Below are 20,305 nucleotides of genomic sequence, written 5' to 3'. Positions count from 1 at the left end.
TGGCCCCTACGTCAGGTGGGCGAGCGCTGCGTCGAGCCCCTGCTCGGTCAGTCGGCGGTAGGCGGCGAGCACAGCCTCGGCGAAGTCGGCATCCGCCGCCAGCGCCGACGGGACGACATCGTCCATGGCCAGGAAGGCACCGACCAGCGCCTCGGGCGCCTGCCCGTGACGGGCGTGCAGGTCGGCAAACCGCGCCGCCAGGGGATCGTCCACCACGTAGGTGTTGCCGCGGGTGTCCCGCCCGGCGGTATAGCGGATCCAGCCCGCCAGGCCCAGGGCAATACAAGGCGATTCCCAGCCTTTCTCACGGCGTGCCGAGGTACCGATCAGCCAGCGCTGAGGCAGCTTCTGGCTGCCGTCCATGGCGATCTGGTGCAGGCGGTGGCGCAGGCTGTCGTTGGCGAAGCGCGCCAGCAGCGATTCGGCGTAGGTCGCCAGGTCGGTGCCCTCGGGCATGACCAGGGTCGGCGCCGCCTCCTCCAGCATGTAGCGACGCAGCAGGGCCCTCAGATCGTCCCGGCTCACCGCCTCGTAGACGGTCTCGATGCCCTCGGGAGCCCCCAGGTAGGCCAGCAGCGAGTGGCTGGCGTTGAGCAGACGCAGCTTCATGGCCTCGAAGGGAGCGACGTCGGCGACCATCTCCACGCCGTCGGCCGTCCAGTCCGGCCGTCCCAGAGGGAAGTCATCCTCCACCACCCACTGGAGATAGGCCTCGGCCACTACGGCGTTGGGGTCCTCGATCCCCAGCGCCGATAGCCTGGTGAAATCGGCCTCGGTCATGGCCGGCACGATGCCGTCGACCATGCTGCTGGGGAAGGCCCCCTCGCGCTCGATCCAGTCCGCCAGGGTGGCGTCCTGGCGCTCGGCGAGCTGGACCACGGCATGGCGGGCGCACCGGCCGTTGTCCGGCATGTTGTCACAGGAGAGCACCGTGAAGGGCGCAATCCCCCGGGCGCGTCGTCGCGCCAGCGCCGCCACCAGGATCCCCGGCGCGGTGCGCGGCGCCTCGGGGGCGGCGATGTCGGCGGCGATCATGGGGTCATCGAAGAGCAGCATGCCGCTTGCCGGGTTGAGGAAGTAGCCCTTCTCGGTGACGGTGAGGGTGACGATTCGTGTCTCGGGGGCGGCCAGCCGCGCCAGCAGGGCCTCGAGGTCGCGACCCCACCGCCCCTGGCCGTCGCGACCGGTGAGCTTGTCCTTTCCGGTGAACAGGGCCTCCTCGATCACCCCGATCTCGCGCAGGGTGACGGTCTCGCTGTCGGTGAACTGGGCCACGTGATAGCGGTGGCCCGCCTCACGCAGGCCATCCACCAGGGCGATGCTCGAGCGCAGATTGGCGCTGCAGATGCCCCAGGAGGTATCGCCGCTGCGTTGGCGGTAACGCTCCAGATAGACCGCCTGATGGGCGCGGTGAAAGGCCCCGAGCCCGAGGTGGACGATGCGCAGGCTGCCCGTCCGGGGCCCCGCGGGCACAACGACTGGATGCGGCATGGGTAAGGCTCCCGGTGCGGTGCTCGATCGGCACCGCTCCGTTCAGTGATTGTCGCGAGGCGGGCTGCGGCGCGCCACGTCGCGGTACTTGGTGGCCGGCGCCAGGGTCATGCCGCGGTCCAGCGGCTCCACCATCGAGCGCTGGATCTCCTGCCAGGGTGTCTGGTGCTCGGGGTAGCGATACCCCCCCTGTGCCTCCAGCCGCTGCCGCCGCGCCGCGAGCTCGGCCTCGTCGATCAGCAGCCGCACCTCTCCCTGGCGCAGGTCGATGCGCAGCCGGTCGCTGCTCTCCAGCAAGGCCAGGCCACCGCCGGTAGCCGCCTCCGGCGAGGCGTTGAGGATCGACGGCGACCCCGAGGTGCCCGACTGGCGACCGTCCCCCAGGCAGGGCAGCGATTCGATGCCGCGGCGGATCAGCGCCTCCGGGGGCTGCATGTTCACCACCTCGGCGCCGCCGGGATGGCCCACCGGGCCGGCGCCGCGCATCACCAGGATGGTGTGCTCGTCGATGCCCAGGCTCGGGTCATCGATGCGCGCATGGTAATCCTCCGAGCCATCGAACACCGCCACCCGGCCCTCGAAGGCCTCGGGGTCGTCCGGGTTACTGAGGAAGCGCTCGCGGAAGTCCGGCGAGATGACGCTGGTCTTCATCAGGGCCGAGTCGAAGAGGTTGCCCTTGAGGTTGAGGAATCCGGCATGTTCCACCAGCGGATTGGCGTAGCGGCGGATCACCTCGGGGTCCCGGGTCTCGCGCCCCGCCAGGTTGACGGCCATCGGCTGGCCGTTGACCGTGAGCGCCTCGCCGTGGAGCCGGCCGGCCTCAAGTAGCTCATGCATCACCGCCGGCACACCCCCGGCACGGTGGAACTCCTCGCCGAGGTAGGCCCCGGCGGGCATGACGTTGGCCAGCAGCGGAATCCCATGGCCCAGCCGCTGCCAGTCGTCGTTGTCCAGCTCGACCCCGGCATGGCGGGCGATGGCATTGATGTGGATCGGCGCGTTGGAGGAGCCCCCCAGCGCCGAGCAGGTGACGATGGCATTCTCGAAGGCTTCCCGGGTGAGGATGTCGCCGGGCCGCAGGTCCTCCCAGACCATCTCGGTGATCCGCTCGCCGGTCTGGTAGGCGACCATGGCGCGCTCCTTGTAGGGACCCGGGATCATCGCCGAACCGGGCAGGCTCATGCCCAGCGCCTCGGCCAGGGAGTTCATCGTCGAGGCGGTGCCCATGGTGTTGCAGTGGCCCACCGACGGGGCGGACTCGGTGATGCGCGACAGGAACTCGGCGTAGTCGATGTCGCCGGCGGCCAGCCGGCGGCGCATCTCCCAGACGATGGTGCCCGAGCCGACGCGCTCGGCGCCGTGCCAGCCGTTGAGCATGGGGCCGCCGGAGAGCACGATGGCCGGGATGTTTACCGTCGCGGCGGCCATCAGCGCCGCCGGGGTGGTCTTGTCGCAGCCGGTGGTCAGCACCACGCCATCCAGCGGGTAGCCATGCAGCACCTCCACCAGGCCCAGGTAGGCCAGGTTGCGATCCAGCGCCGCCGTAGGCCGGCGCACATTCTCGTGGATGGGGTGCATGGGGAACTCGAAGGGCACGCCGCCGGCGGCCCGGATCCCCTCCTTGACCCGCCTGGCGAGCTCCACATGGTGCCGATTGCAGGGCGTCAGGTCGGAGCCCGACTGGCAGATGCCGATGATCGGCCGGCCCCCGGTGAGCTCCTCCAGGGTGATGCCCTGGTTCATGTAACGCTCGATGCACAGGGCGGTGGTGCCGGGATGGTCGGGATTGTCGAACCACCAGCGCGAGCGAAGCTGGTCGGGGCGGACTCGGGGGCGAGTGGGTGACATGAGAACTCCGACTGATCAGGGCCGCGGGGCCGGGCAATGGCATGACGGCGAGAATTGCCCTAGTGTAGGGCTGTATGATGACATGATAGGTAGCACGCCTGCCCCGGTACCACAAGCCGTATTCCCGCGTTAAGGAGTCCCCATGACACTGCAAGGCACTTCCCTGATCGGCCGCGAGGCCGTCACCGGCGATCAGGCCGTCATCCGCGCCATCGACCCGGCCAGCGGCGAGGCCCTGGCCCCCGACTACCCGGGACTGGATCGCCACGCGGTCGCCCGGGCCTGCCAGCTTGCCGAGGAGGCCTTCGCCAGCTACCGCGAGACCTCGCTCGACGTGCGGGCCGCCTTTCTCGAAGCCATTGCCGACGAGATCGAGGCCATCGGCGATGAGCTGATCACCCGCGCCATGGCCGAGACCGGCCTGCCCCGGGCGCGGCTCGAGGGCGAGCGCGGCCGCACCTGCGGCCAGCTGCGCCTGTTTGCCGGCGTGGTGCGTGCCGGCGAGTGGCTCGACGTGCGCATCGACCCCGCGCTTCCCGATCGCCAGCCGCTGCCGCGGGTCGACCTGCGCCAGCGCCACGTGGCCCTGGGCCCCGTGGCGGTGTTCGGCGCCTCCAATTTCCCGCTGGCCTTCAGCGTGGCCGGCGGCGACACCGCCTCGTCGCTGGCCGCCGGCTGCCCGGTGGTGGTCAAGGCCCACTCCGCCCATCCCGGCACCTCCGAGCTGGTGGGCCGTGCCGTGCAGGCGGCCGTGACCCGCTGCCAGCTGCCCGAGGGGGTCTTCTCGCTGCTGTTCGGTGCCGGCAAGGAGATCGGCCAGGCGCTGGTCGCCGACCCGCGCATCCAGGCGGTGGGCTTCACCGGCTCGCGCGCCGGCGGCCTGGCGCTGCTGGCCACCGCCCAGGCGCGGCCGCAGCCGATCCCGGTCTACGCCGAGATGAGCTCCATCAACCCGGTGTTCCTGTTCCCGGAGGCACTGGCGGCGCGCGGCCCGGCAATCGCCGAGGGCTTCGTTGGCTCGCTGAACATGGGCGCCGGCCAGTTCTGCACCAACCCGGGCCTGGTGATCGGCATCAAGGGCCAGGCCCTGGATGCCTTCATCGAGGCCGCCGGGGAAGCCATCACGGGCAGTGCGGCCCAGACCATGCTCACCCCAGGGATCCATGCCGCCTACCAGGATGGCGTGGGCGCCCTGGTGAGCGAAGCCCGCGAGATCGCCCGCGGTCCGGTGGGCGACGGACCCTGTGCCTGTCAGCCGGCGCTGTTTGCCGCCTCGGCGGGTGATTTCCTTGCCAGCGACGCACTGCAGGCCGAGGTCTTCGGCGCGGCGTCGCTGGTGGTCGAGTGTGACGACCTCGACCAGGTCAAGGCCGTGGCCGAGCATCTGGAAGGACAGCTCACCGCCACCCTGCAGATGGACGACGGCGACCTCGAGGCCGCCCGAACCCTGCTCCCGGTGCTGGAGCGCAAGGCCGGACGCATCCTGGCCAACGGCTGGCCCACCGGCGTCGAGGTGTGCCACGCCATGGTTCACGGCGGCCCCTTCCCCGCTACCTCGGACACCCGCACCACCTCGGTGGGCAGCGCGGCCATCCACCGCTTCCTGCGCCCGGTGTGCTACCAGAACCTGCCGGCCGGCCTGTTGCCCGAGGCCCTCCAGGAGGGCAACCCGCTGGGCGTCAGCCGCCTCGTCGACGGCAAGCGGGAATAACCGAGACGACGAGTCCACGCGTGTGATCATGGGCGGCCTGCGGGCCGCCTTCTTGTTGGACCGGTGGGCGCCGGCGGGTCGCCTACGGGTTGGCAAGCCTCCAGGAACTGGGCCATACTCTGACCGACCATCATCCTAGCATCCTGTCATACCAGCCAACCCATGGACGGCCCGCGCCATCCGACACCCGCCGAGGACGCCCGAGACATGCGATTGAAGGACAAGACGGCCCTGATCACCGCCGCCGGCCAGGGCATCGGCCACGCCACCGCGCTGCGTTTCGCGGCGGAGGGCGCCCGGGTCATCGCCACCGACATCGACAGCGAAAAGCTCAAGGCACTGGAGGGACGGGAAGGCATCGAGACCCGCCGCCTGGACGTGCTCGATGCCGCGGCCGTGACGGCCCTGGCGACCGAACTGCCGCCCCTGGACGTACTCTTCAACTGTGCCGGCTTCGTGGCCAGCGGCTCGCTGCTGACCGGCAGCGACGACGACTGGGCGCTGTCGCTGGCGCTGAACGTTACCGCCATGGCGCGGCTGACCCGCGCCCTGCTCCCGGCCATGATCGACCACGGCGGTGGCAGCATCATCAACATGGCCTCGGTGGCCTCGAGCCTCAAGGGCGTGCCCAACCGCTGCGCCTACGGCACCACCAAGGCCGCGGTGATCGGGCTGACCAAGTCGATCGCCGCCGACTTCATCGACCGGGGCATCCGCTGCAACGCCATATGCCCCGGCACCGTGGACTCCCCCTCGCTGCGCCAGCGCATCCAGGCGCAGGCCCGCCAGCAGGGCCGCCCGGAGGCCGAGGTGCAGGCCGAGTTCCTCGCCCGCCAGCCGCTGGGTCGTCTGGGCACGTCCGAAGAGATCGCCGCCCTGGCCACCTACCTGGCCGCGGACGAGTCCGCCTACACCACCGGCACCGCCCAGGTGATCGACGGCGGCTGGCTGATCTGAATCGACCGCCCCGGACACCGAACCACGCGTCACGCACAGCGAATCACCAACAGCGAATCACCAACAGCGAATCACCAACAGCGAATCACCAACAACAAGGAGAGCCCATGAAACTGCTTCGCTTCGGCCCCCCGGGCCACGAGAAACCCGGTCTGCTCGACGCCGACGGGGTGATCCGCGACCTCTCGGCCCACCTGCCTGACCTCGACGGCCGCCACCTCAGCCGCGACCTGCTGGCCCGGCTCGCCGAGCTCGACGCCTCCCGCCTGCCCAAGGTCCCGGCAGATACCCGCCTTGGCCCCTGCGTCGGGCGGGTTGGCAAGTTCATCTGCATCGGCCTCAACTACTCCGACCACGCCGCCGAGACCGGGGCCGAGGTCCCGCCGGAGCCGGTGGTCTTCAACAAGTGGACCAGCGCCATCTGTGGGCCCGACGACGACGTCATCATCCCGCGGGACTCCACGAAGACCGACTGGGAAGTGGAGCTCGGCGTGGTGATCGGCAAGGAGGCCCGCTACGTGAGCGAGGCCGACGCCATGGACCATGTGGCCGGCTACTGCGTGGTCAACGACGTCTCCGAACGCGAGTTTCAGCTGGAGCGCAGCGGCACCTGGGACAAGGGCAAGGGCTGCGACACCTTCGGCCCGCTGGGCCCCTGGCTGGTCACACCGGACGAGATCGCCGATCCCCATGAACTGGACCTGTGGCTGGAGGTGGATGGTCACCGCTACCAGGACGGCAACACCCGTACCATGGTCTACCGCATCCCCTTCCTGATCAGCTACCTGAGCCGCTTCATGAGCCTGCAGCCGGGCGATGTCATCTCCACCGGCACCCCGCCCGGCGTGGGCATGGGCCAGCAGCCGCCGACCTACCTCCGGCCCGGCCAGCGCATGCGCCTGGGCATCGCCGGGCTCGGCGAGCAGCATCAGGCTGTTGTCGCCGAACCCGGCCGCTGATCGGAGATCGCCATGCGCACCGTCGTCTGCCAGACCCCTGGCCACCTGACCCTCGAGCAGCGCGCCGCCCCGTCGTGCGGGCCCGGCGAGGCGCTGCTGCGCATCCGCCGGGTCGGGGTGTGCGGTACCGATATCCACGCCTATGGTGGCAACCAGCCCTACTTCACCTACCCCCGGGTGCTCGGCCACGAGCTGGCCGGCGAGATCGTGGCGGTGGGTGACGGGGTCGACCCGGCGCGGGTGGGCCAGCAGGCCTATGTCATCCCCTACCTGCACTGCGGAGAATGCCGGGCCTGTCGCCGGGGCCGCACCAACTGCTGCCGCCGGATGCAGGTGATCGGGGTGCACCGAGACGGCGGCATGTGCGACACCCTGGCGGTCCCCGCCGATCACCTGGTGAGCGACGCCTCCCTGTCGCTCGACCAGCTCGCCCTGGTCGAATGCCTGGCCATCGGCGCCCATGCGGTACGCCGCAGCGAACTGGCCGAGGGGGAGCTCGCCGTGGTCGTCGGCGCCGGGCCCATCGGCATGGGCGTGGCCCAGCTGGCCCGGGAACGCGGGGCCCGGGTGGTCATGGTCGACACCAACGCCGAGCGGCTGGCCTTCTGCCACGAGCGGCTGGGCATCCTGGAGACGCTGAACCCTGCCGATCAGGACGTTCCCGCCGCCCTGGCAGTCCTCGGCGACGGCGAACTGGCCGACGTGGTGTTCGACGCCACCGGCAACCCCACCGCCATGTGCCGCGGCTTCGACCTGGTCGCCCATGCCGGCCGCTACGTGCTGGTCAGCATCGTCAAGGCGGACATCGCCTTCCACGATCCCGACTTCCACGGTCGCGAGATGACCCTGCTCGCCAGCCGCAACGCCACCCGCGAGGACTTCGACACGGTGTGCCGGCTGATGGCGGCGGGCCGCCTTGAGGCCAGCGCCATGATCACCCACCGCGCCGAACTCGACGCCCTGCCCGATCACCTGCCCGGCTGGTGCGTCCCGGGCAGCGGCGTGGTCAAGGCGATGATCGAACTCGAATTCCCGGAACACGCCGAAGCGGAGGCCGTCCATGCCCCAGACCATCGCCAGTGAACACGGCCAGCTGGCCAGCCTGCGCGTGCACGCCGACGACAACGTGCGCGTCGCCCTCAAGGACCTGCCCGCCGGCAGCGAGATCGACGACGACGGGGGCCGGCTGCGCCTGGCCGAGCCGATCCGCCACAAGCACAAGTTCGCCCTGCACGACCTCGCTCCCGGCGACACCGTGATCATGTACGGCGTCACCGTGGGACGCGCCACGCGCCCCATCCCCGCGGGCGCGGCCATCACCACCGACAATACCGAGCACAGCACCGCCACCACCGAGCCTCAGGCGCGGCGCGGCGAATGGCGCGCCCCCGAGGTGACGGCGTTCGAGGGGGTGACCTTCGATGGCTACCACCGCCCCGACGGCGGCGTCGGCACCGCCAACGTCTGGCTGGTGGTGCCGCTGGTGTTCTGCGAGAACCGCAATATCGAGGTGCTGCGCCAGTGCGTGGCCGATGCCCTGGGCGAGGACCCCTACCGCGACTACAAGCAGATGGCCCGCGAGCTGCTCCACGGTGCCACCGGCACAGCCCCGCCCGCGCCTGCCGGCGAACGGCTCTTTCCCAACGTCGACGGGGTGCGCTTCCTGACCCACACCCTGGGCTGCGGCGGCACCGACGACGACGCCCTGGCGCTGTGCCGGCTGCTGGCCGGCTATATCTGCCACCCCAACGTGGCCGGCGCCACGGTGCTGAGCCTGGGCTGCCAGAAGGCGCAGATCGACATGCTCAAGGAGGCGGTGGCAGAGCGCGACCCCGACGGCCTGCGCCCGGTCCACTACCTGGAGCAGCAGGCAAGCACGAGCGAATCGGCGCTGATCCGCGAGGCGCTGACCACCATCTTCGATGGCCTGGCCGAGGCCAACCGGGTCGAGCGCGCCCCGGCGCCGCTCTCGGCGCTGACCCTGGGCGTGGAGTGCGGCGGCTCCGACGGTTTCTCCGGCCTCTCCGCCAACCCGCTGGTGGGCGCCGTGGTGGATCGGCTGGTGGCGCTCGGGGGCAGCGGCATCCTCAGCGAGTTTCCCGAGCTGTGCGGGGTGGAGCACGAACTGATCGCCCGCTGCCGCGACGACGCCGTGGCCGAGCGCTTCCGAGCGCTGATGGACGCCTACCAGCGCCACGCCGCCCGGGTGGGCGCGGACTTCTCCATGAACCCCTCCCCGGGCAACATCCGCGACGGCCTGATCACCGACGCCATGAAGTCGGCCGGCGCCGCCAAGAAGGGCGGCGACAGCCCGGTGGTGGATGTACTCGACTATACCGAGCCCCACACGCGGGCCGGCCTCAACCTGCTCTGCTCGCCGGGCAACGACGTGGAGTCCACCACCGCCCTGGCCGGCTCCGGCGCCAACCTGATCCTCTTCACCACCGGACTGGGCACGCCCACCGGCAACCCCATCACCCCGGTGATCAAGATCTCGAGCAACAGCGAGCTCGCCGCGCGAATGAATGATGTGATCGACTTCGATGCCGGCCCCATCATCCGCGGCGAAGCGAGCATGGACGAGCTGGCCGACCGCCTGCTGCGGCTGTGCATCGACACCGCCTCGGGGCGCTACGCCCCCCGCGCCGTGGAGCTCGCCCAGTACGACTTCATCCCCTGGAAGCGCGGCGTCTCGCTGTAGCCGGATGCCCCCTATGCACAGTACGCAAAGGCCCGCCTCCTGAGGGGGGCGGGCCTTTGGGTGCGGCACGGCGGCGAATCAACCTGCGTCGGAAAGGCGCTTCTTGAGCTGCATGTAGGTGCCGTAGTGGCGATCCAGGTGGCGGCGCATGGCCGCCTCGGCGGCGTCCGGGTCGCGGGACTCGATGGCCTCGACGATCTCGATATGCGCCGCCAGCGCCGCCTTGTCCTCGTCCTTTTGCTGCAGCACCTGGGCGCGGCGGTCATCGAGCCACTCGGAGAGCGCCACGTGGATGGCGTCGAAGATGGGGTTGCGGGCGATGCTCGCCAGCACGCCGTGGAAGTCGTTGTCGGAGCGCTTGAAGCGCGCCTCATCGCCCACTGCGTCACGGTTCTCCTGGAGCGCCTCGCGCAGGCGCGCCAGGTCCTCGTCGCCGGCATGGCGAGCCGCATAGCGGGCCAGCGAGATCTCGAACAGCGCCCGGGCCTCCTGGAAGTACTGCTGGCCGTCGGGCTTGGAGAGCAGCTGGCGAGTCACCCCGGAGAGCCGCGCCATCACCGCCTCGGCGGTGGGCCGAATCACCCGGGCGCGTGTCCCGCTGTTGATGGCGATCAGCCCGAGCTGCTGCAGGTGGAACAGCGCCTCGCGCACTGCCGGGCGCCCGACGCCGAACTGCTCCATCAGCTCGCGCTCGGAGGGCAGCTGGTCGTTCTCGCCAAGCCGCCCGTCGAGGATGTCCGCCTCGAGCTGCTCGGCGACCTGCTCGGAAAGCGTCTTGCGCTCGATCCGATATCGAGACATGGGCTGATTCTCCTGGTGACCCGGTGTTCAGAGTGTCCATCTTACCGCATTCCGGCCCTGCCCCGCTCAGGCCAGATGCCGCAGCGGCCGCACGTCCAGGGTCTCGGCCAGGGTCGCGTAGGCGCCCTGGTTGGCACTGTCGAGGGGGATGCCCTCGGCGTCGCGTCGCGCCAGGCAGCGCCACTCGCGATCCCCGGGGGCCAGCACCTCGGCCCCGTCGACCGCCGGCTGGGCTCGCAGGTCGGCCAGGTACTCGGCCAGGCAGGCCGCGAAGGTCGCCCGGTCGACGAAGGCCGCCGGGTTCAGGGCCAGGAAGAAGTGCCCGACCCCGCGCGGCGTCGCCATGTCCGGCCCGCCCATGGGCAGCAGCCGGAAGCCGTTGAGCATGCCGGAGAGGGTCGAGCTCAGCACCTCCACCATGCCGCCGAGCCCCGCCCCCTTGAAGCCGAAGTCGCTGCCGCCCAGGGGCAGCAGGGCCGCCACTTCGGCCGGCACCCGGGTCACCCGGCCCCGGGCGTCGGCGGCGACCTGGTCCGGCAGCTCGCGCCCGATGGCCCCATACTGCTGCACGCGGTTCCAGGGCACCGAGCTGGTGGCCATGTCCAGCAGGTAGGGAGACTGCCCCTCTACCGGCGCGGCGAAGGCGATCGGGTTGGTGCCATGGAAGGGCGAATGCCCCTGGTGGAGCAGCACGAAGGGGTCGGAGTTGCAGAAGGACAGGCCGATCATGCCGCGTTCGGCGGCGGCCAGCGCATAGCAGCCGGCGGCGCCGAAGTGGGAGGAGTGCCCCACCGCCACCGCGCCCAGGCCGACCGCTTCTGCCATCTCCACCGCATGGGCCATGGCGGTGTAGCCGGCCAGGTGGCCGAAGCCATCCCCGGCGTCAAGGACGCCAGTGGCCGGCAGGCGCCGGGTGAAATGCATCTCGGGCGCCCCCTTGATCCGCCCTCCCTCGAGGGCCCGGATATAGTGCGGCAGCAGCCGCAGGCCGTGGCTGTCGGTGCCCATGCGCGAGGCCGTGACCAGGGCGCGGGTGACCGCGGCCGAGGAGGCCGCGTCCGCACCGGCCCGCGTCAGCGCCTCACCCATGAAGCGCTCCAGGTCGTCGACCGCGACGCGGACCTCCTGCTGTCGCGGGTCATGCCGGGTATCGTTCATCGTCGAATGGCTCCTCTCTTGGGATCAGCGGTAGACCAGGGTGGGCAGCCACATGGACAGCGACGGGATGAAGGTCACCAGCAGCAGGCAGATCACCAGCGGGATCAGGAAGGGGATGGTGCCGCGCATGCAGCGCTCGAAGCTGACGTTGGCCACGCGGGAGAGCACGTAGAGCACCATGCCCACCGGCGGCGTCAGCAGGCCGATCATCAGGTTCAGCACCATGATCACCCCGAAGTGCACCGGATCGACCCCCACCGCAACGGCCAGCGGCAGCAGCACCGGCACCAGGATGGTGATGGCGGCAATGGTCTCCATGAAGCAGCCGACGATGATCAGCACGATGTTGGTCATCATCAGCACCGCCACCTTGCTGTCGGCGAAGGGACCGAGCAGGGCGATGACGCTCTGGGTGACCTGGTTGCTGGTCAGGATCCAGGCAAAGATCGATGCCGCCGAGACGATGAACAGGATCACCGCGGTGGTCTCGATCGTCTCCATGCTGACCCGCAGCAGCTTGCGCCAGGTCAGGGTGCGATAGACCACCACGCCGAGGATCAGCGCGTAGAAGACCGCGGCCACGGCGGCCTCGGTGGGCGTGAAGGCCCCGGTGATGATGCCACCGACGATGATCACCGGCGTCATCAGCGACAGGAAGGCCCGGGCGAAGGTATGCCCCAGCACGCCGAACGAGAACACGGCATCGCGCTGGTAGCCACGGCGCCGCGAGATCAGGAAGATCATCGCCATCAGCATCGCGCCCATCAGCAGCCCCGGAATCAGGCCCGCGGCGAACAGCTGCCCCACCGAGGCCGAGGCCATCACGCCGTAGATGACCATCGGCAGGCTGGGAGGAATGATCGGCCCGATGGTCGAGGAGGCCGCGGTGATGCCCACGGCGAACTCCTCGTCATAGCCGGCATCCTTCATCGCCTTCACCTCGATCATGCCGAGGCCGCCAGCGTCGGCCACCGCGGCGCCGGACATCCCCGAGAAGACGATGCTCGCCCCCACGTTGACGTGCCCCAGGCCACCGCGCATCCAGCCCATCAGGGCCTTGGCGAAGTTGAAGATGCGCTCGGTGATGCCGGCGTTGTTCATCAGGCTGCCAGCGAAGATGAAGAAGGGGATCGCCAGCAGGGGAAAGCTGTCGATGCCGTTGATCATGCGGTGGGCAATGACCACGTTGGGCACCTGTCCGGTGATCAGCACGAACAGCAGGCAGGAGCCGGCCAGGCTGACCGCGATGGGCACGCCCAGCACCAGCATGGTGAACAGCGAGAAGAACAGGAACGAGAGATGGTAGCCCATCACCGCCAGGATCACGCAGCCGAGTACGGCCAGCGTCGATAGCAGCGGCGTGACGATGGGCTTCTGCCAACGCATCACGGAGAGTCGGGACATGCAGGGCCTCTTGCAGCGTTGTCGTTGTTGAGGGAGGTATTGCCCGGCTAGGGGCGACCCGGCTCGGAGAAATAGTGTTTCACCATGCGCTGGACGCCACGCAGGGCCATCATCACGAAGGCGGCACAGACGGCGTAGTAGAGCACGCTCTTGGGCACATCCACCGAGATCATCATGCCCCCGGTGCGGCCGGCCAGCTGATAGGTGATCCAGGCCATCATGCTGTAGAACAGCACGCAGGCCAGATCGACCAGGATATTGAGGATCCTGACCAGCCACGGCGGCATGTAGTGGTAGAAGAACTCCACCATGATGTGGCTGCCCTTGCGCACGGCCATCACGCTGCCGATGAAACCCACCAGGATCAGCAGGTAGCGAGCGATCTCTTCCGTCCAGGTGGTGGAGTCGCCCATGACATAGCGGGTGAAGAACTGCAGGAAGACGACGAAGATCAGCGCCCAGAACACCACCAGGGTGACGTAGTCCTCGACGGCGTGATCGGCGAAACGGAAGTCGTCATCGTCCTCGAAGGCCGCCTCGAAATCGATGACGGGCCCCTGACCTTCGGGTTTTTCGGACATGGCTGGCCTCCTTGCCTGCGCCGCCCGGCGTACCGGGCGGCGCAGGGGTCAGGATGAAGAGAAGGGGTTACTGACCGATCGCCTGCAGGCGGTCGTAGGTCTCTTCGTCCCAGGTGGCCGCGTCGCCCAGGTGATGCGGCATCACCACGTCACGGAAGGGGGTGCGATCGACCTGATTCACGGTATTGCCCTGCTCCTCGAACCAGGCAACCAGGTCCTGCTCGGCCTGGACGATCTCGGCGGTGTTGTTGCGCGCCGCCTCCTCGAACACGTCGCGGAAGATTTCGCGGTCCTCCTCGGAGAGCCGGTTCCAGCGCGGGCCGCCGACGATGGTGATCAGGGAATCGGTGATGTGCCCGGTGAGGTTGATATAGTCCTGGACCTCGTGGAAGGCCTTGGCACGGATGGTCGGCAGCGGGTTCTCCTGGGCATCTACCACGCCCTGCTGCAGCGCCAGGTAGACCTCGTCGAAGGCGATCGGGGTCGGGTTGGCGCCGGCCGCCCGCGGGAACATCATGTAGAGGGGAGCGTTCGGCACGCGGATGCGCAGATTCTCCATGTCCGCCGGGGTGTTGATGGCCTTGTTGGAGGTCACGTGGCGCTCGCCGTAGTAGTTGAGCGCGACAGGCACGTTGCCGGTGGCATTCTGGTAGCCCTCGGCGATCTCCTGGAACAGGTCGCTGTCGGCGTAGGCCTGCCAGTGATCGAAGTCGCGGAACATGTACGCGGCACCGGCGATGCCGATGGGCCCGTAGGAGCGGCCGGCGAACTGGGTGCCGGTGTAGATCACGTCCACGGTGCCGAGCTCCAGGCCCTCGTTGATGTCCTCCTCCTTGCCCAGCGACGAGGCGGGGTGGACCTGCATGGTGTAGCGCCCCTCGGTGCGCTCCTCGATCTGCTCCGCGGCCCACTCGGCCCACTTATGGAAGGGCTCGGAGGTCTCGTAGACGTGAGCGAAGCGAAGGGTCTCCTGGGCCTGGGCCATCCCGGCGATGCCGATGCTCGAGGCCAGCAGCGTCATGGATACCCAGCGAGCCAGCTTGAGTTGGCGTGGTTGAGTCATCTTGTTGTTCTCCTTAGGCTGAGTGTCGTGCTGTATACGTATCATACCACCAGTGACCAAGTTAGACGCTCTGGCGTGGGCGCGCAATACCCGGATCGTCAACCTTGGTCACACTCGCTCGCGGCCCGTGTCGAGGCCGCCAGATCCCGCTCGAGCGCCGCCAGCAAATCAGGCTCCCCGAAGCCTCCCGCCTTGGTGATCACCGGTCGCGCCGGGTCGCCCTCCAGGCGCCCCAGAGGCACACCCGGGGCCCACTCGGCCACTACCTCGATGGACGCCACGCCGAGCCGCTGCAGCGCCGCCATGGCAGTGTCACCGCCAGTCAGCAACAGCAGCCCGGCGCCCGCCGGCCACGCCGCCACCCGGCCCGCGACCCGCTCGCCCATGGCCGCCGCGACCGCCTCGGCCGAGGCCTGACCGGTCCCGGGCACTACCACCAGGCCACCCTCCTCCGCTGCCGGCTCGACCGTGCCCAGCCCCAGCGCCTCGACCACCGCCAGCCCGGGCGAGGCCTGGCGCAAGCGGGCCAGCTGTTCGGCGGCGCGGGGGCTTCTCGACCCCAGCGCATAGAGGCGCCGCGTTATCCCTGCAAGGGACGGTTGACGGGGTCTCCCCTCGCCGAACAGCCGCCGGGCCATGGCCACGGCCAGCCCCGCCGCTCCCACCGGCAGCCAGTCGGCGGCGGCCGCGCCCATGGCGTCCTGGATCCGCGCCAGGTCCGCCGGGACGGCCGCATCGCAGACGCAGTCCGTGTCCGGCAGGAGGGCCCCCGGCAGCGGTCGATAGCGAACCAGCGGCACCCCCTTTTCGGCAAACAGTCGGTCCAGCGGGCCCACCGGCGGCGCCGAGCGCGCATCCTGGCCATAGGCCGTGGCGGCCAGCGGCTCGCCGTCCACCCACACCTCGGCATCACGCACGATGCGCCCCTGGGCCGGTACCGCCGGGGCCAGCAGCACACGGCGACCGGTCGCCCGGCGTAGCGCCAGGGCCTCGGCCACCACCTGGCCGCGCAGGGTGGAGTCGATCTTCTTGAACCACCACTCGGGGGCGAGGGGCGCCAGGGCGCGGGCCGCCCGGGCCACCCGCGCCGCGGCGGCCTCGGGCGCCAGGTGGCGGGACTCGGTATTCACGGCGATCACCTCGGGCATGTCGCCCGCCCAGGACGAAAGCGCCTTCTCCACTTGCTCCAGAGCGATCACCACCCGGGTCACGGCCCCCCTCGCGGCGAAGGGTGCGGCGGCATCCAGTGCCCCGGTCAGGTCGTCGGCGACGATCGCCACCCGGCAGCGGTTCATGCAGCCTGTCCTGCCACCAGCCGGCGGGCGTAGGCGATGGCCGAGCCCAGGTTGGTGGCATCCGCCCGCCCCTGCCAGGCGATATCGAAGGCCGTGCCGTGGTCCACCGAGGTGCGCTGGATCGGCAGGCCGAGGCTGACGTTGACCGTGGTATCGAAGGCGATCAGCTTCACCGGGATGTGGCCCTGGTCGTGGTACTGGGCAACCACCAGGTCGAACTCGCCGCGGCTCGCCCGGTAGAAGACGGTGTCCGCCGAGATCGGCCCTTGCACGTCCAGCCCCTGCTCACGCAGCGCCCGTACCGTCGGGGCAATGATCCGGTCGTCCTCGTCGCCGAAGATCCCCCCCTCGCCGCAGTGGGGGTTGAGCCCGGCCACCGCGATGCGCGGCGCCGCCATGCCCAGCTTGACCAGGTGCGCGTGGCCCGCCTTGACCGTGGCGGTGATGCGCTCGGGGGAGACCCGTTCGATCGCCTCGCGCAGCGACACATGGGTCGAGACATGCAGGGTCGAGAGCGTCTCGGAAGCCAGCAGCATGAACGAGGACGGTGCCCCGGTCAGCGCCGCCAGCATACCGGTATGGCCGTCGTAGTGATGGCCGGCGGCGTGCAGCGCCGCCTTGTTGAGCGGAGCGGTGACGATCACGCCGGCGCGTCCCGACTGCACCAGCTCCACCGCCGCCTTTACGCAGCGAAAGGCCATGTCGCCGGCGGCGGCGCTGATCTGCCCGTCGGGCATCGCCTCGCCCGCGGGGTGCTCGACCACCGCCACCGCCACGCTGTCCGCCGGCGCCGACGGAGCATCGAGGGGGACGAAGGTCAGCGCGGCTCCGAGCATCTCGGCGGCGCGGCGATAGATGGCCGGGTCGCCGACCACCAGGGTGGTAGCGCGCTCGGCAGGCGTCATGGCCGCCAGGGCGCGACAGATGATCTCGGGGCCGATCCCGGCCGGGTCGCCCATGGTGATGGCGATGTCGTAGCGGGTCGCGGTACTCATGGCATCAGTTGCCCGCCGTTGACCTCGATCACCTGCCCGGTGACATAGCCGCTCAGCGCATCGGTGGCCAGGAACAGGTAGGCCCCCACGCACTCTTCCGAGGTACCCAGCCGCCCCATGGGAATCGAGGCGCGGGCCGCCGCCAGGTGGTCCTCGTTGGAGTGGCGGCCATGGAAGTCGGTGGCGATGGTGCCCGGCGCCACGGCATTGACGCGAATATGCTCGCCGGCCAGCTCCTTGGCCATGTTGCGGGTCAGGGTGCTGACGAAGCCCTTGGCCGAGGCGTAGAGGCCGGCGCCGAGGCCCCCACCGTTGCGCGCCGCGATGGAAGTGGTGTGGATGATGTTGCCGCTGCCCTGCCGGCGGAAATGGGGCAGTGCCGCCCGGCTCGCCATCACCACGGAACGGGCATTGAGATCCATCACCCGGTCGTACTGCCTGTCGTCCATCTCATCCAGGGAGACCCGGCCCAGCATGTCGCCGGCGTTGTTGATCAGTACGTCCAGCCCGCCGAGCCCGCTGGCGGCCTCATCGACGATCCGCGTTGCCTCGCCGGCGCGACTGACATCGCCCTTGACCGTGAAGGCCTCGCCGCCGGCCTCACGGATCGCCTGCACCACCGCCTCGGCCGGCGCTTCGCTGGCGTGGTAGTGCACCGCCACCCTCGCCCCCAGCGCCCCCAGCTGCCTGGCGACCGCCGCGCCGATGCCCCGGCTGGCGCCGGTGATCAATACCCGTTTGCCCTTCCACTCGTCGAACATGCCACTCTCCTGAAGGCTGGCGTGATGAACGACCCACTCTCCCAGCCCTTTCTCGGCCCGTGGCGATGGCTATCGACCCGAAACCGGAGGGTGCGCTAGAGTGAGTCACAGATGGCATACCTGTCATACAGCACGACATCAATAACATGATAGGCGCTGGCGGACCAACCGCCAGTTCGCCGACCCGGAGGCGCCGATGAATCCCCTGTCCGTTGCAGACTCTCTTCCCCATGACCTGACCGAGGCACGACTGGTCGGCCGCGTCTGGTGCGATGGCGACCGCCCCGGCCCGGCGCTGGTCACGGTGCGCGAAGGCGAGGTGATCGACATCACGGCCCATGGGCCGACCATGGCCGATCTGCTGGAGCACGACGATCCGCTGGCGATGGTGCGCGACGCCGAGGGGCCGTCGCTGGGCCGCCTCGAAGACCTGATCGCCAACTCCCAGGCGAGCCCGGCCCGGGCGCCCTACCTGCTGGCGCCCTGCGACCTCCAGGCCGTGAAGGCCTGCGGCGTGACCTTCGCGGTCAGCCTGCTCGAGCGGGTCATCGAGGAGCAGGCCGGCGGCGACCCGGCCCGCGCCACCGAGCTGCGCAACGAGCTCCAGGCGATGATCGGCACCGACCTGTCGCGCATCACCCCGGGGTCCGACGAGGCGATGGCCCTCAAGCAGGCCCTGCAGGCGCGGGGCGCCTGGTCCCAGTACATGGAGGTAGGCATCGGGCCGGACGCCGAGGTGTTCACCAAGGCCCAGCCGCTCTCCTCGGTGGGCTTTGGTACCGCCGTGGGCCTGCATCCCGCCTCGCGCTGGAACAACCCGGAGCCCGAGATCGTGCTCGCCGTGGACAGCCGCGGCCGGGTCAAGGGCGCCACCCTCGGCAACGACGTCAACCTGCGCGACATCGAAGGGCGCAGCGCCCTGCTGCTGGGCAAGGCCAAGGACAACAACGCCTCCTGCGCCCTGGGCCCGTTCATCCGCCTGTTCGATGAGCGCTTCACCCTCGACAGCGTGCGCCAGTGCCAGGTCTCGCTGCGCATCGAGGGCGAGGACGACGGCTTCCGGCTAGAGGGAGCCAGCGACATGCGCGAGATCAGCCGCGACCCGCTCGACCTGGTCCGCCAGACCATCGGCGACCACCACCAGTACCCGGACGGCTTCATGCTGTTCCTCGGCACCATGTTCTCCCCCATCCAGGATCGCGATGGCCCGGGCCAGGGCTTCACCCACCACCTCGGCGACCGAGTCACCATCGCCACCCCGGCACTGGGCGCCCTGGTCAACCCGGTCGGCCGCAGCGACCGACTGCCGCCCTGGACCTACGGTATCCGCGACCTGATGCGCCACCTGGCAAACCGGTGACTGCTCCCCGCCCTAGCGGGCGAGGCTTCCCACTTCTCAGGCAGCAGCCGGCGATGTGCCGGACTTACGCAAGCCTCCATGGGCAGAGACGGACAGCCCTTCCGCCTTCAACTGGATGATGCCTTGATGCTTGATGTTCAACGCCGCGTTGATGTCCCGGTCGTGCTGTGTGTGGCAGGCCGGGCACTCCCACGACCGGACGTTCAACGGCATGGCGTCCCTCTTGTGATGGCAGACATGGCAGGTCTTGGAGCTGGCAAACCACGGGTCAATCTTGACCAGATACTTGCCCTGCTCCCTGGCCTTGTCATCCAGCTTGGTGATCAAGCCATACCAGGACGCATCGCCGATGTGTTTGGCGAGGCGGGCGTTTTTCATCATGTTGCCGACCTTCAGCGTCTCGACGATCACCGCTTGGTTGTCGTCAACGATCTGTCGAGAAAGTTTGTGCTGGAAGTCGTGGCGGGCATTAGCGACCCGCTCATGCGCCTTGGCGACAAGTAATCGTGCCTTGGCGCGATTGGCGCTGCCCTTCTTCGTGCGGGACAACGCCTGTTGCTTGCGCTTGAGGTTTTGCTGCGCCCGCTTGAGGAAGCGAGGGTTGGCGATCTTGCGGCCGTTGGAGTCAATGGCCAGATGCGACAGCCCCATGTCGAGGCCAATCACCTTGTTACCCTCGACGGACTGGATCGGCTCGGGAGCGGCCTGCTCGGTGTCAAAGAGCAACGAGGCGTAGTGCTTGCCGGAGGCGGTACGGGTCAGGGTGATGCTTTTCAGTCTACCCTCGACCTTGCGATGCATCCTGGCCCTGATCGGTCCGAGCTTGGGTACCTTGATCCAGTCGTCGCCGGCCTTGACGCCGACGCAGTGATAGCTGGACTGTTTGCCCCGCTTGCTCTTGAAGCGCGGATAGCCGGCCTTCTGCTTGGGATCGAAGAAGCGCTGGAAGGCATGATCGAGGTTCAGGCACGTCTGCTGGAGGGCCATGGAGTCCGCCTCTTTCAGCCAGCCGTACTTGCGCGATGTCTTGGCGACCGGCAGGAGCTTCTTGATGTCGTGCTTGGCGCTCAGCGACTGCCCGTGACGCTGGTAGCGATGAGATATGATGCGAAGACCGGTGTTGTAGCAGAAACGCACCGCGCCGAACTGGCGGTTCAGGAACGCCGCCTGCTCGGTCGTAGGATAGATACGTATCTTCGTGGCCTTCAGCATAGCAATCC

Annotated in this window: 17 protein-coding genes; 6 read left to right on the top strand and 11 right to left on the bottom strand. The window is 69.2% G+C overall.

From position 1 onward, the window contains the following. Nucleotides 1-6 precede the first annotated feature (6 nt). The gene (locus tag NFC98_RS08360; protein ID WP_254277624.1) at nt 7-1,491 is read right to left on the bottom strand and encodes a mannitol dehydrogenase family protein; all 1,485 of its coding nucleotides are present in this window, start codon (nt 1,489-1,491) and stop codon (nt 7-9) included. A gap of 42 nt (nt 1,492-1,533) precedes the next feature. Continuing rightward, the gene (locus NFC98_RS08355; protein ID WP_254277623.1) at nt 1,534-3,339 is read right to left on the bottom strand and encodes an IlvD/Edd family dehydratase; all 1,806 of its coding nucleotides are present in this window, start codon (nt 3,337-3,339) and stop codon (nt 1,534-1,536) included. A gap of 142 nt (nt 3,340-3,481) precedes the next feature. Between NFC98_RS08355 and NFC98_RS08350 the strand changes: the two genes are divergently transcribed. From NFC98_RS08350 to NFC98_RS08330, 5 genes are all read left to right on the top strand, one after another. Continuing rightward, entirely contained in the window at nt 3,482-5,050 is a 1,569-nt protein-coding gene (locus tag NFC98_RS08350; RefSeq protein WP_254277622.1) for an aldehyde dehydrogenase (NADP(+)), read from the top strand. Nucleotides 5,051-5,257: 207 nt separating this feature from the next. Further along, entirely contained in the window at nt 5,258-6,007 is a 750-nt protein-coding gene (locus NFC98_RS08345; RefSeq protein ID WP_254277621.1) for an SDR family oxidoreductase, read from the top strand. Nucleotides 6,008-6,114: 107 nt separating this feature from the next. After that, nucleotides 6,115-6,966 carry a fumarylacetoacetate hydrolase family protein gene (locus NFC98_RS08340; protein ID WP_254277620.1) on the top strand — a complete coding sequence of 284 codons (852 nt, stop codon included), beginning with the start codon at nt 6,115-6,117 and terminating at the stop codon, nt 6,964-6,966. A gap of 12 nt (nt 6,967-6,978) precedes the next feature. Next, nucleotides 6,979-8,049, top strand: a complete 1,071-nt coding sequence (locus NFC98_RS08335; RefSeq protein WP_254277619.1) for a zinc-binding alcohol dehydrogenase family protein — start codon at nt 6,979-6,981, stop codon at nt 8,047-8,049. Further along, on the top strand, nt 8,027-9,667 hold the full coding sequence (locus tag NFC98_RS08330; protein ID WP_254277618.1) for a UxaA family hydrolase: 1,641 nt from the start codon (nt 8,027-8,029) through the stop codon (nt 9,665-9,667). The genes NFC98_RS08335 and NFC98_RS08330 overlap by 23 nt, the downstream gene beginning before the upstream one ends. A gap of 78 nt (nt 9,668-9,745) precedes the next feature. Here NFC98_RS08330 and nanR read toward each other — a convergent pair whose 3' ends face one another. The 8 genes from nanR to NFC98_RS08290 all read right to left on the bottom strand — a co-directional run bounded on the left by nanR (nt 9,746) and on the right by NFC98_RS08290 (nt 17,725). Continuing rightward, nucleotides 9,746-10,468: a transcriptional regulator NanR gene (nanR, locus tag NFC98_RS08325; protein ID WP_254277617.1), complete on the bottom strand. Its 723-nt coding sequence runs from the start codon at nt 10,466-10,468 to the stop codon at nt 9,746-9,748. A gap of 66 nt (nt 10,469-10,534) precedes the next feature. Beyond that, entirely contained in the window at nt 10,535-11,626 is a 1,092-nt protein-coding gene (locus NFC98_RS08320; protein ID WP_254277616.1) for an Ldh family oxidoreductase, read from the bottom strand. A 24-nt stretch (nt 11,627-11,650) separates the two neighbouring features. Then, nucleotides 11,651-13,030 (bottom strand): TRAP transporter large permease, encoded by a 1,380-nt coding sequence (locus tag NFC98_RS08315; protein WP_254277615.1) that lies wholly within the window; start codon nt 13,028-13,030, stop codon nt 11,651-11,653. Between the two features lie 47 nt (nt 13,031-13,077). Next, entirely contained in the window at nt 13,078-13,611 is a 534-nt protein-coding gene (locus tag NFC98_RS08310) for a TRAP transporter small permease (RefSeq protein WP_254277614.1), read from the bottom strand. Nucleotides 13,612-13,678: 67 nt separating this feature from the next. Continuing rightward, nucleotides 13,679-14,674, bottom strand: a complete 996-nt coding sequence (locus NFC98_RS08305; RefSeq protein WP_254277613.1) for a sialic acid TRAP transporter substrate-binding protein SiaP — start codon at nt 14,672-14,674, stop codon at nt 13,679-13,681. A gap of 98 nt (nt 14,675-14,772) precedes the next feature. Further along, on the bottom strand, nt 14,773-15,969 hold the full coding sequence (locus NFC98_RS08300; RefSeq protein ID WP_254277612.1) for a four-carbon acid sugar kinase family protein: 1,197 nt from the start codon (nt 15,967-15,969) through the stop codon (nt 14,773-14,775). After that, a complete protein-coding gene (pdxA, locus tag NFC98_RS08295; RefSeq protein ID WP_254277611.1) occupies nt 15,966-16,964 on the bottom strand; it encodes a 4-hydroxythreonine-4-phosphate dehydrogenase PdxA in 999 nt (332 codons plus the stop codon). The genes NFC98_RS08300 and pdxA overlap by 4 nt, the downstream gene beginning before the upstream one ends. Then, on the bottom strand, nt 16,961-17,725 hold the full coding sequence (locus NFC98_RS08290) for an SDR family NAD(P)-dependent oxidoreductase (protein WP_254277610.1): 765 nt from the start codon (nt 17,723-17,725) through the stop codon (nt 16,961-16,963). The genes pdxA and NFC98_RS08290 overlap by 4 nt, the downstream gene beginning before the upstream one ends. Before the next feature lie 196 nt (nt 17,726-17,921). Here NFC98_RS08290 and NFC98_RS08285 point away from each other — a divergent pair, with 196 nt between their 5' ends. Beyond that, nucleotides 17,922-19,085, top strand: a complete 1,164-nt coding sequence (locus tag NFC98_RS08285) for a fumarylacetoacetate hydrolase family protein (RefSeq protein ID WP_254277609.1) — start codon at nt 17,922-17,924, stop codon at nt 19,083-19,085. A 36-nt stretch (nt 19,086-19,121) separates the two neighbouring features. Here NFC98_RS08285 and NFC98_RS08280 read toward each other — a convergent pair whose 3' ends face one another. Next, nucleotides 19,122-20,297, bottom strand: coding sequence for a transposase (locus NFC98_RS08280; RefSeq protein ID WP_254277608.1), 1,176 nt, complete (start codon nt 20,295-20,297; stop codon nt 19,122-19,124). Between the last annotated feature and the right edge of the window lie 8 nt (nt 20,298-20,305).

This window comes from Halomonas sp. 3H (assembly GCF_024206005.1).
GTDB classification, from domain to species: Bacteria; Pseudomonadota; Gammaproteobacteria; order Pseudomonadales; family Halomonadaceae; genus Halomonas; species Halomonas campaniensis.
The sequence above is the reverse complement of the archived record's forward strand: the minus strand, read 5'-3'. Positions and strand labels throughout refer to the sequence as shown.

What these genes read in the sequence shown, in the direction of transcription:
- NFC98_RS08345 (WP_254277621.1), top strand. Translation starts at nt 5,258, where the DNA reads ATGCGATTGAAGGACAAGACGGCCCTGATCACCGCCGCCGGCCAGGGC.
- NFC98_RS08355 (WP_254277623.1), bottom strand. Translation starts at nt 3,339, where the DNA reads ATGTCACCCACTCGCCCCCGAGTCCGCCCCGACCAGCTTCGCTCGCGC.
- NFC98_RS08360 (WP_254277624.1), bottom strand. Translation starts at nt 1,491, where the DNA reads ATGCCGCATCCAGTCGTTGTGCCCGCGGGGCCCCGGACGGGCAGCCTG.
- NFC98_RS08290 (WP_254277610.1), bottom strand. Translation starts at nt 17,725, where the DNA reads ATGTTCGACGAGTGGAAGGGCAAACGGGTATTGATCACCGGCGCCAGC.
- NFC98_RS08280 (WP_254277608.1), bottom strand. Translation starts at nt 20,297, where the DNA reads ATGCTGAAGGCCACGAAGATACGTATCTATCCTACGACCGAGCAGGCG.
- NFC98_RS08350 (WP_254277622.1), top strand. Translation starts at nt 3,482, where the DNA reads ATGACACTGCAAGGCACTTCCCTGATCGGCCGCGAGGCCGTCACCGGC.
- pdxA (WP_254277611.1), bottom strand. Translation starts at nt 16,964, where the DNA reads ATGAGTACCGCGACCCGCTACGACATCGCCATCACCATGGGCGACCCG.
- NFC98_RS08340 (WP_254277620.1), top strand. Translation starts at nt 6,115, where the DNA reads ATGAAACTGCTTCGCTTCGGCCCCCCGGGCCACGAGAAACCCGGTCTG.
- nanR (WP_254277617.1), bottom strand. Translation starts at nt 10,468, where the DNA reads ATGTCTCGATATCGGATCGAGCGCAAGACGCTTTCCGAGCAGGTCGCC.
- NFC98_RS08305 (WP_254277613.1), bottom strand. Translation starts at nt 14,674, where the DNA reads ATGACTCAACCACGCCAACTCAAGCTGGCTCGCTGGGTATCCATGACG.
- NFC98_RS08330 (WP_254277618.1), top strand. Translation starts at nt 8,027, where the DNA reads ATGCCCCAGACCATCGCCAGTGAACACGGCCAGCTGGCCAGCCTGCGC.
- NFC98_RS08335 (WP_254277619.1), top strand. Translation starts at nt 6,979, where the DNA reads ATGCGCACCGTCGTCTGCCAGACCCCTGGCCACCTGACCCTCGAGCAG.
- NFC98_RS08300 (WP_254277612.1), bottom strand. Translation starts at nt 15,969, where the DNA reads ATGAACCGCTGCCGGGTGGCGATCGTCGCCGACGACCTGACCGGGGCA.
- NFC98_RS08310 (WP_254277614.1), bottom strand. Translation starts at nt 13,611, where the DNA reads ATGTCCGAAAAACCCGAAGGTCAGGGGCCCGTCATCGATTTCGAGGCG.
- NFC98_RS08320 (WP_254277616.1), bottom strand. Translation starts at nt 11,626, where the DNA reads ATGAACGATACCCGGCATGACCCGCGACAGCAGGAGGTCCGCGTCGCG.
- NFC98_RS08315 (WP_254277615.1), bottom strand. Translation starts at nt 13,030, where the DNA reads ATGTCCCGACTCTCCGTGATGCGTTGGCAGAAGCCCATCGTCACGCCG.
- NFC98_RS08285 (WP_254277609.1), top strand. Translation starts at nt 17,922, where the DNA reads ATGAATCCCCTGTCCGTTGCAGACTCTCTTCCCCATGACCTGACCGAG.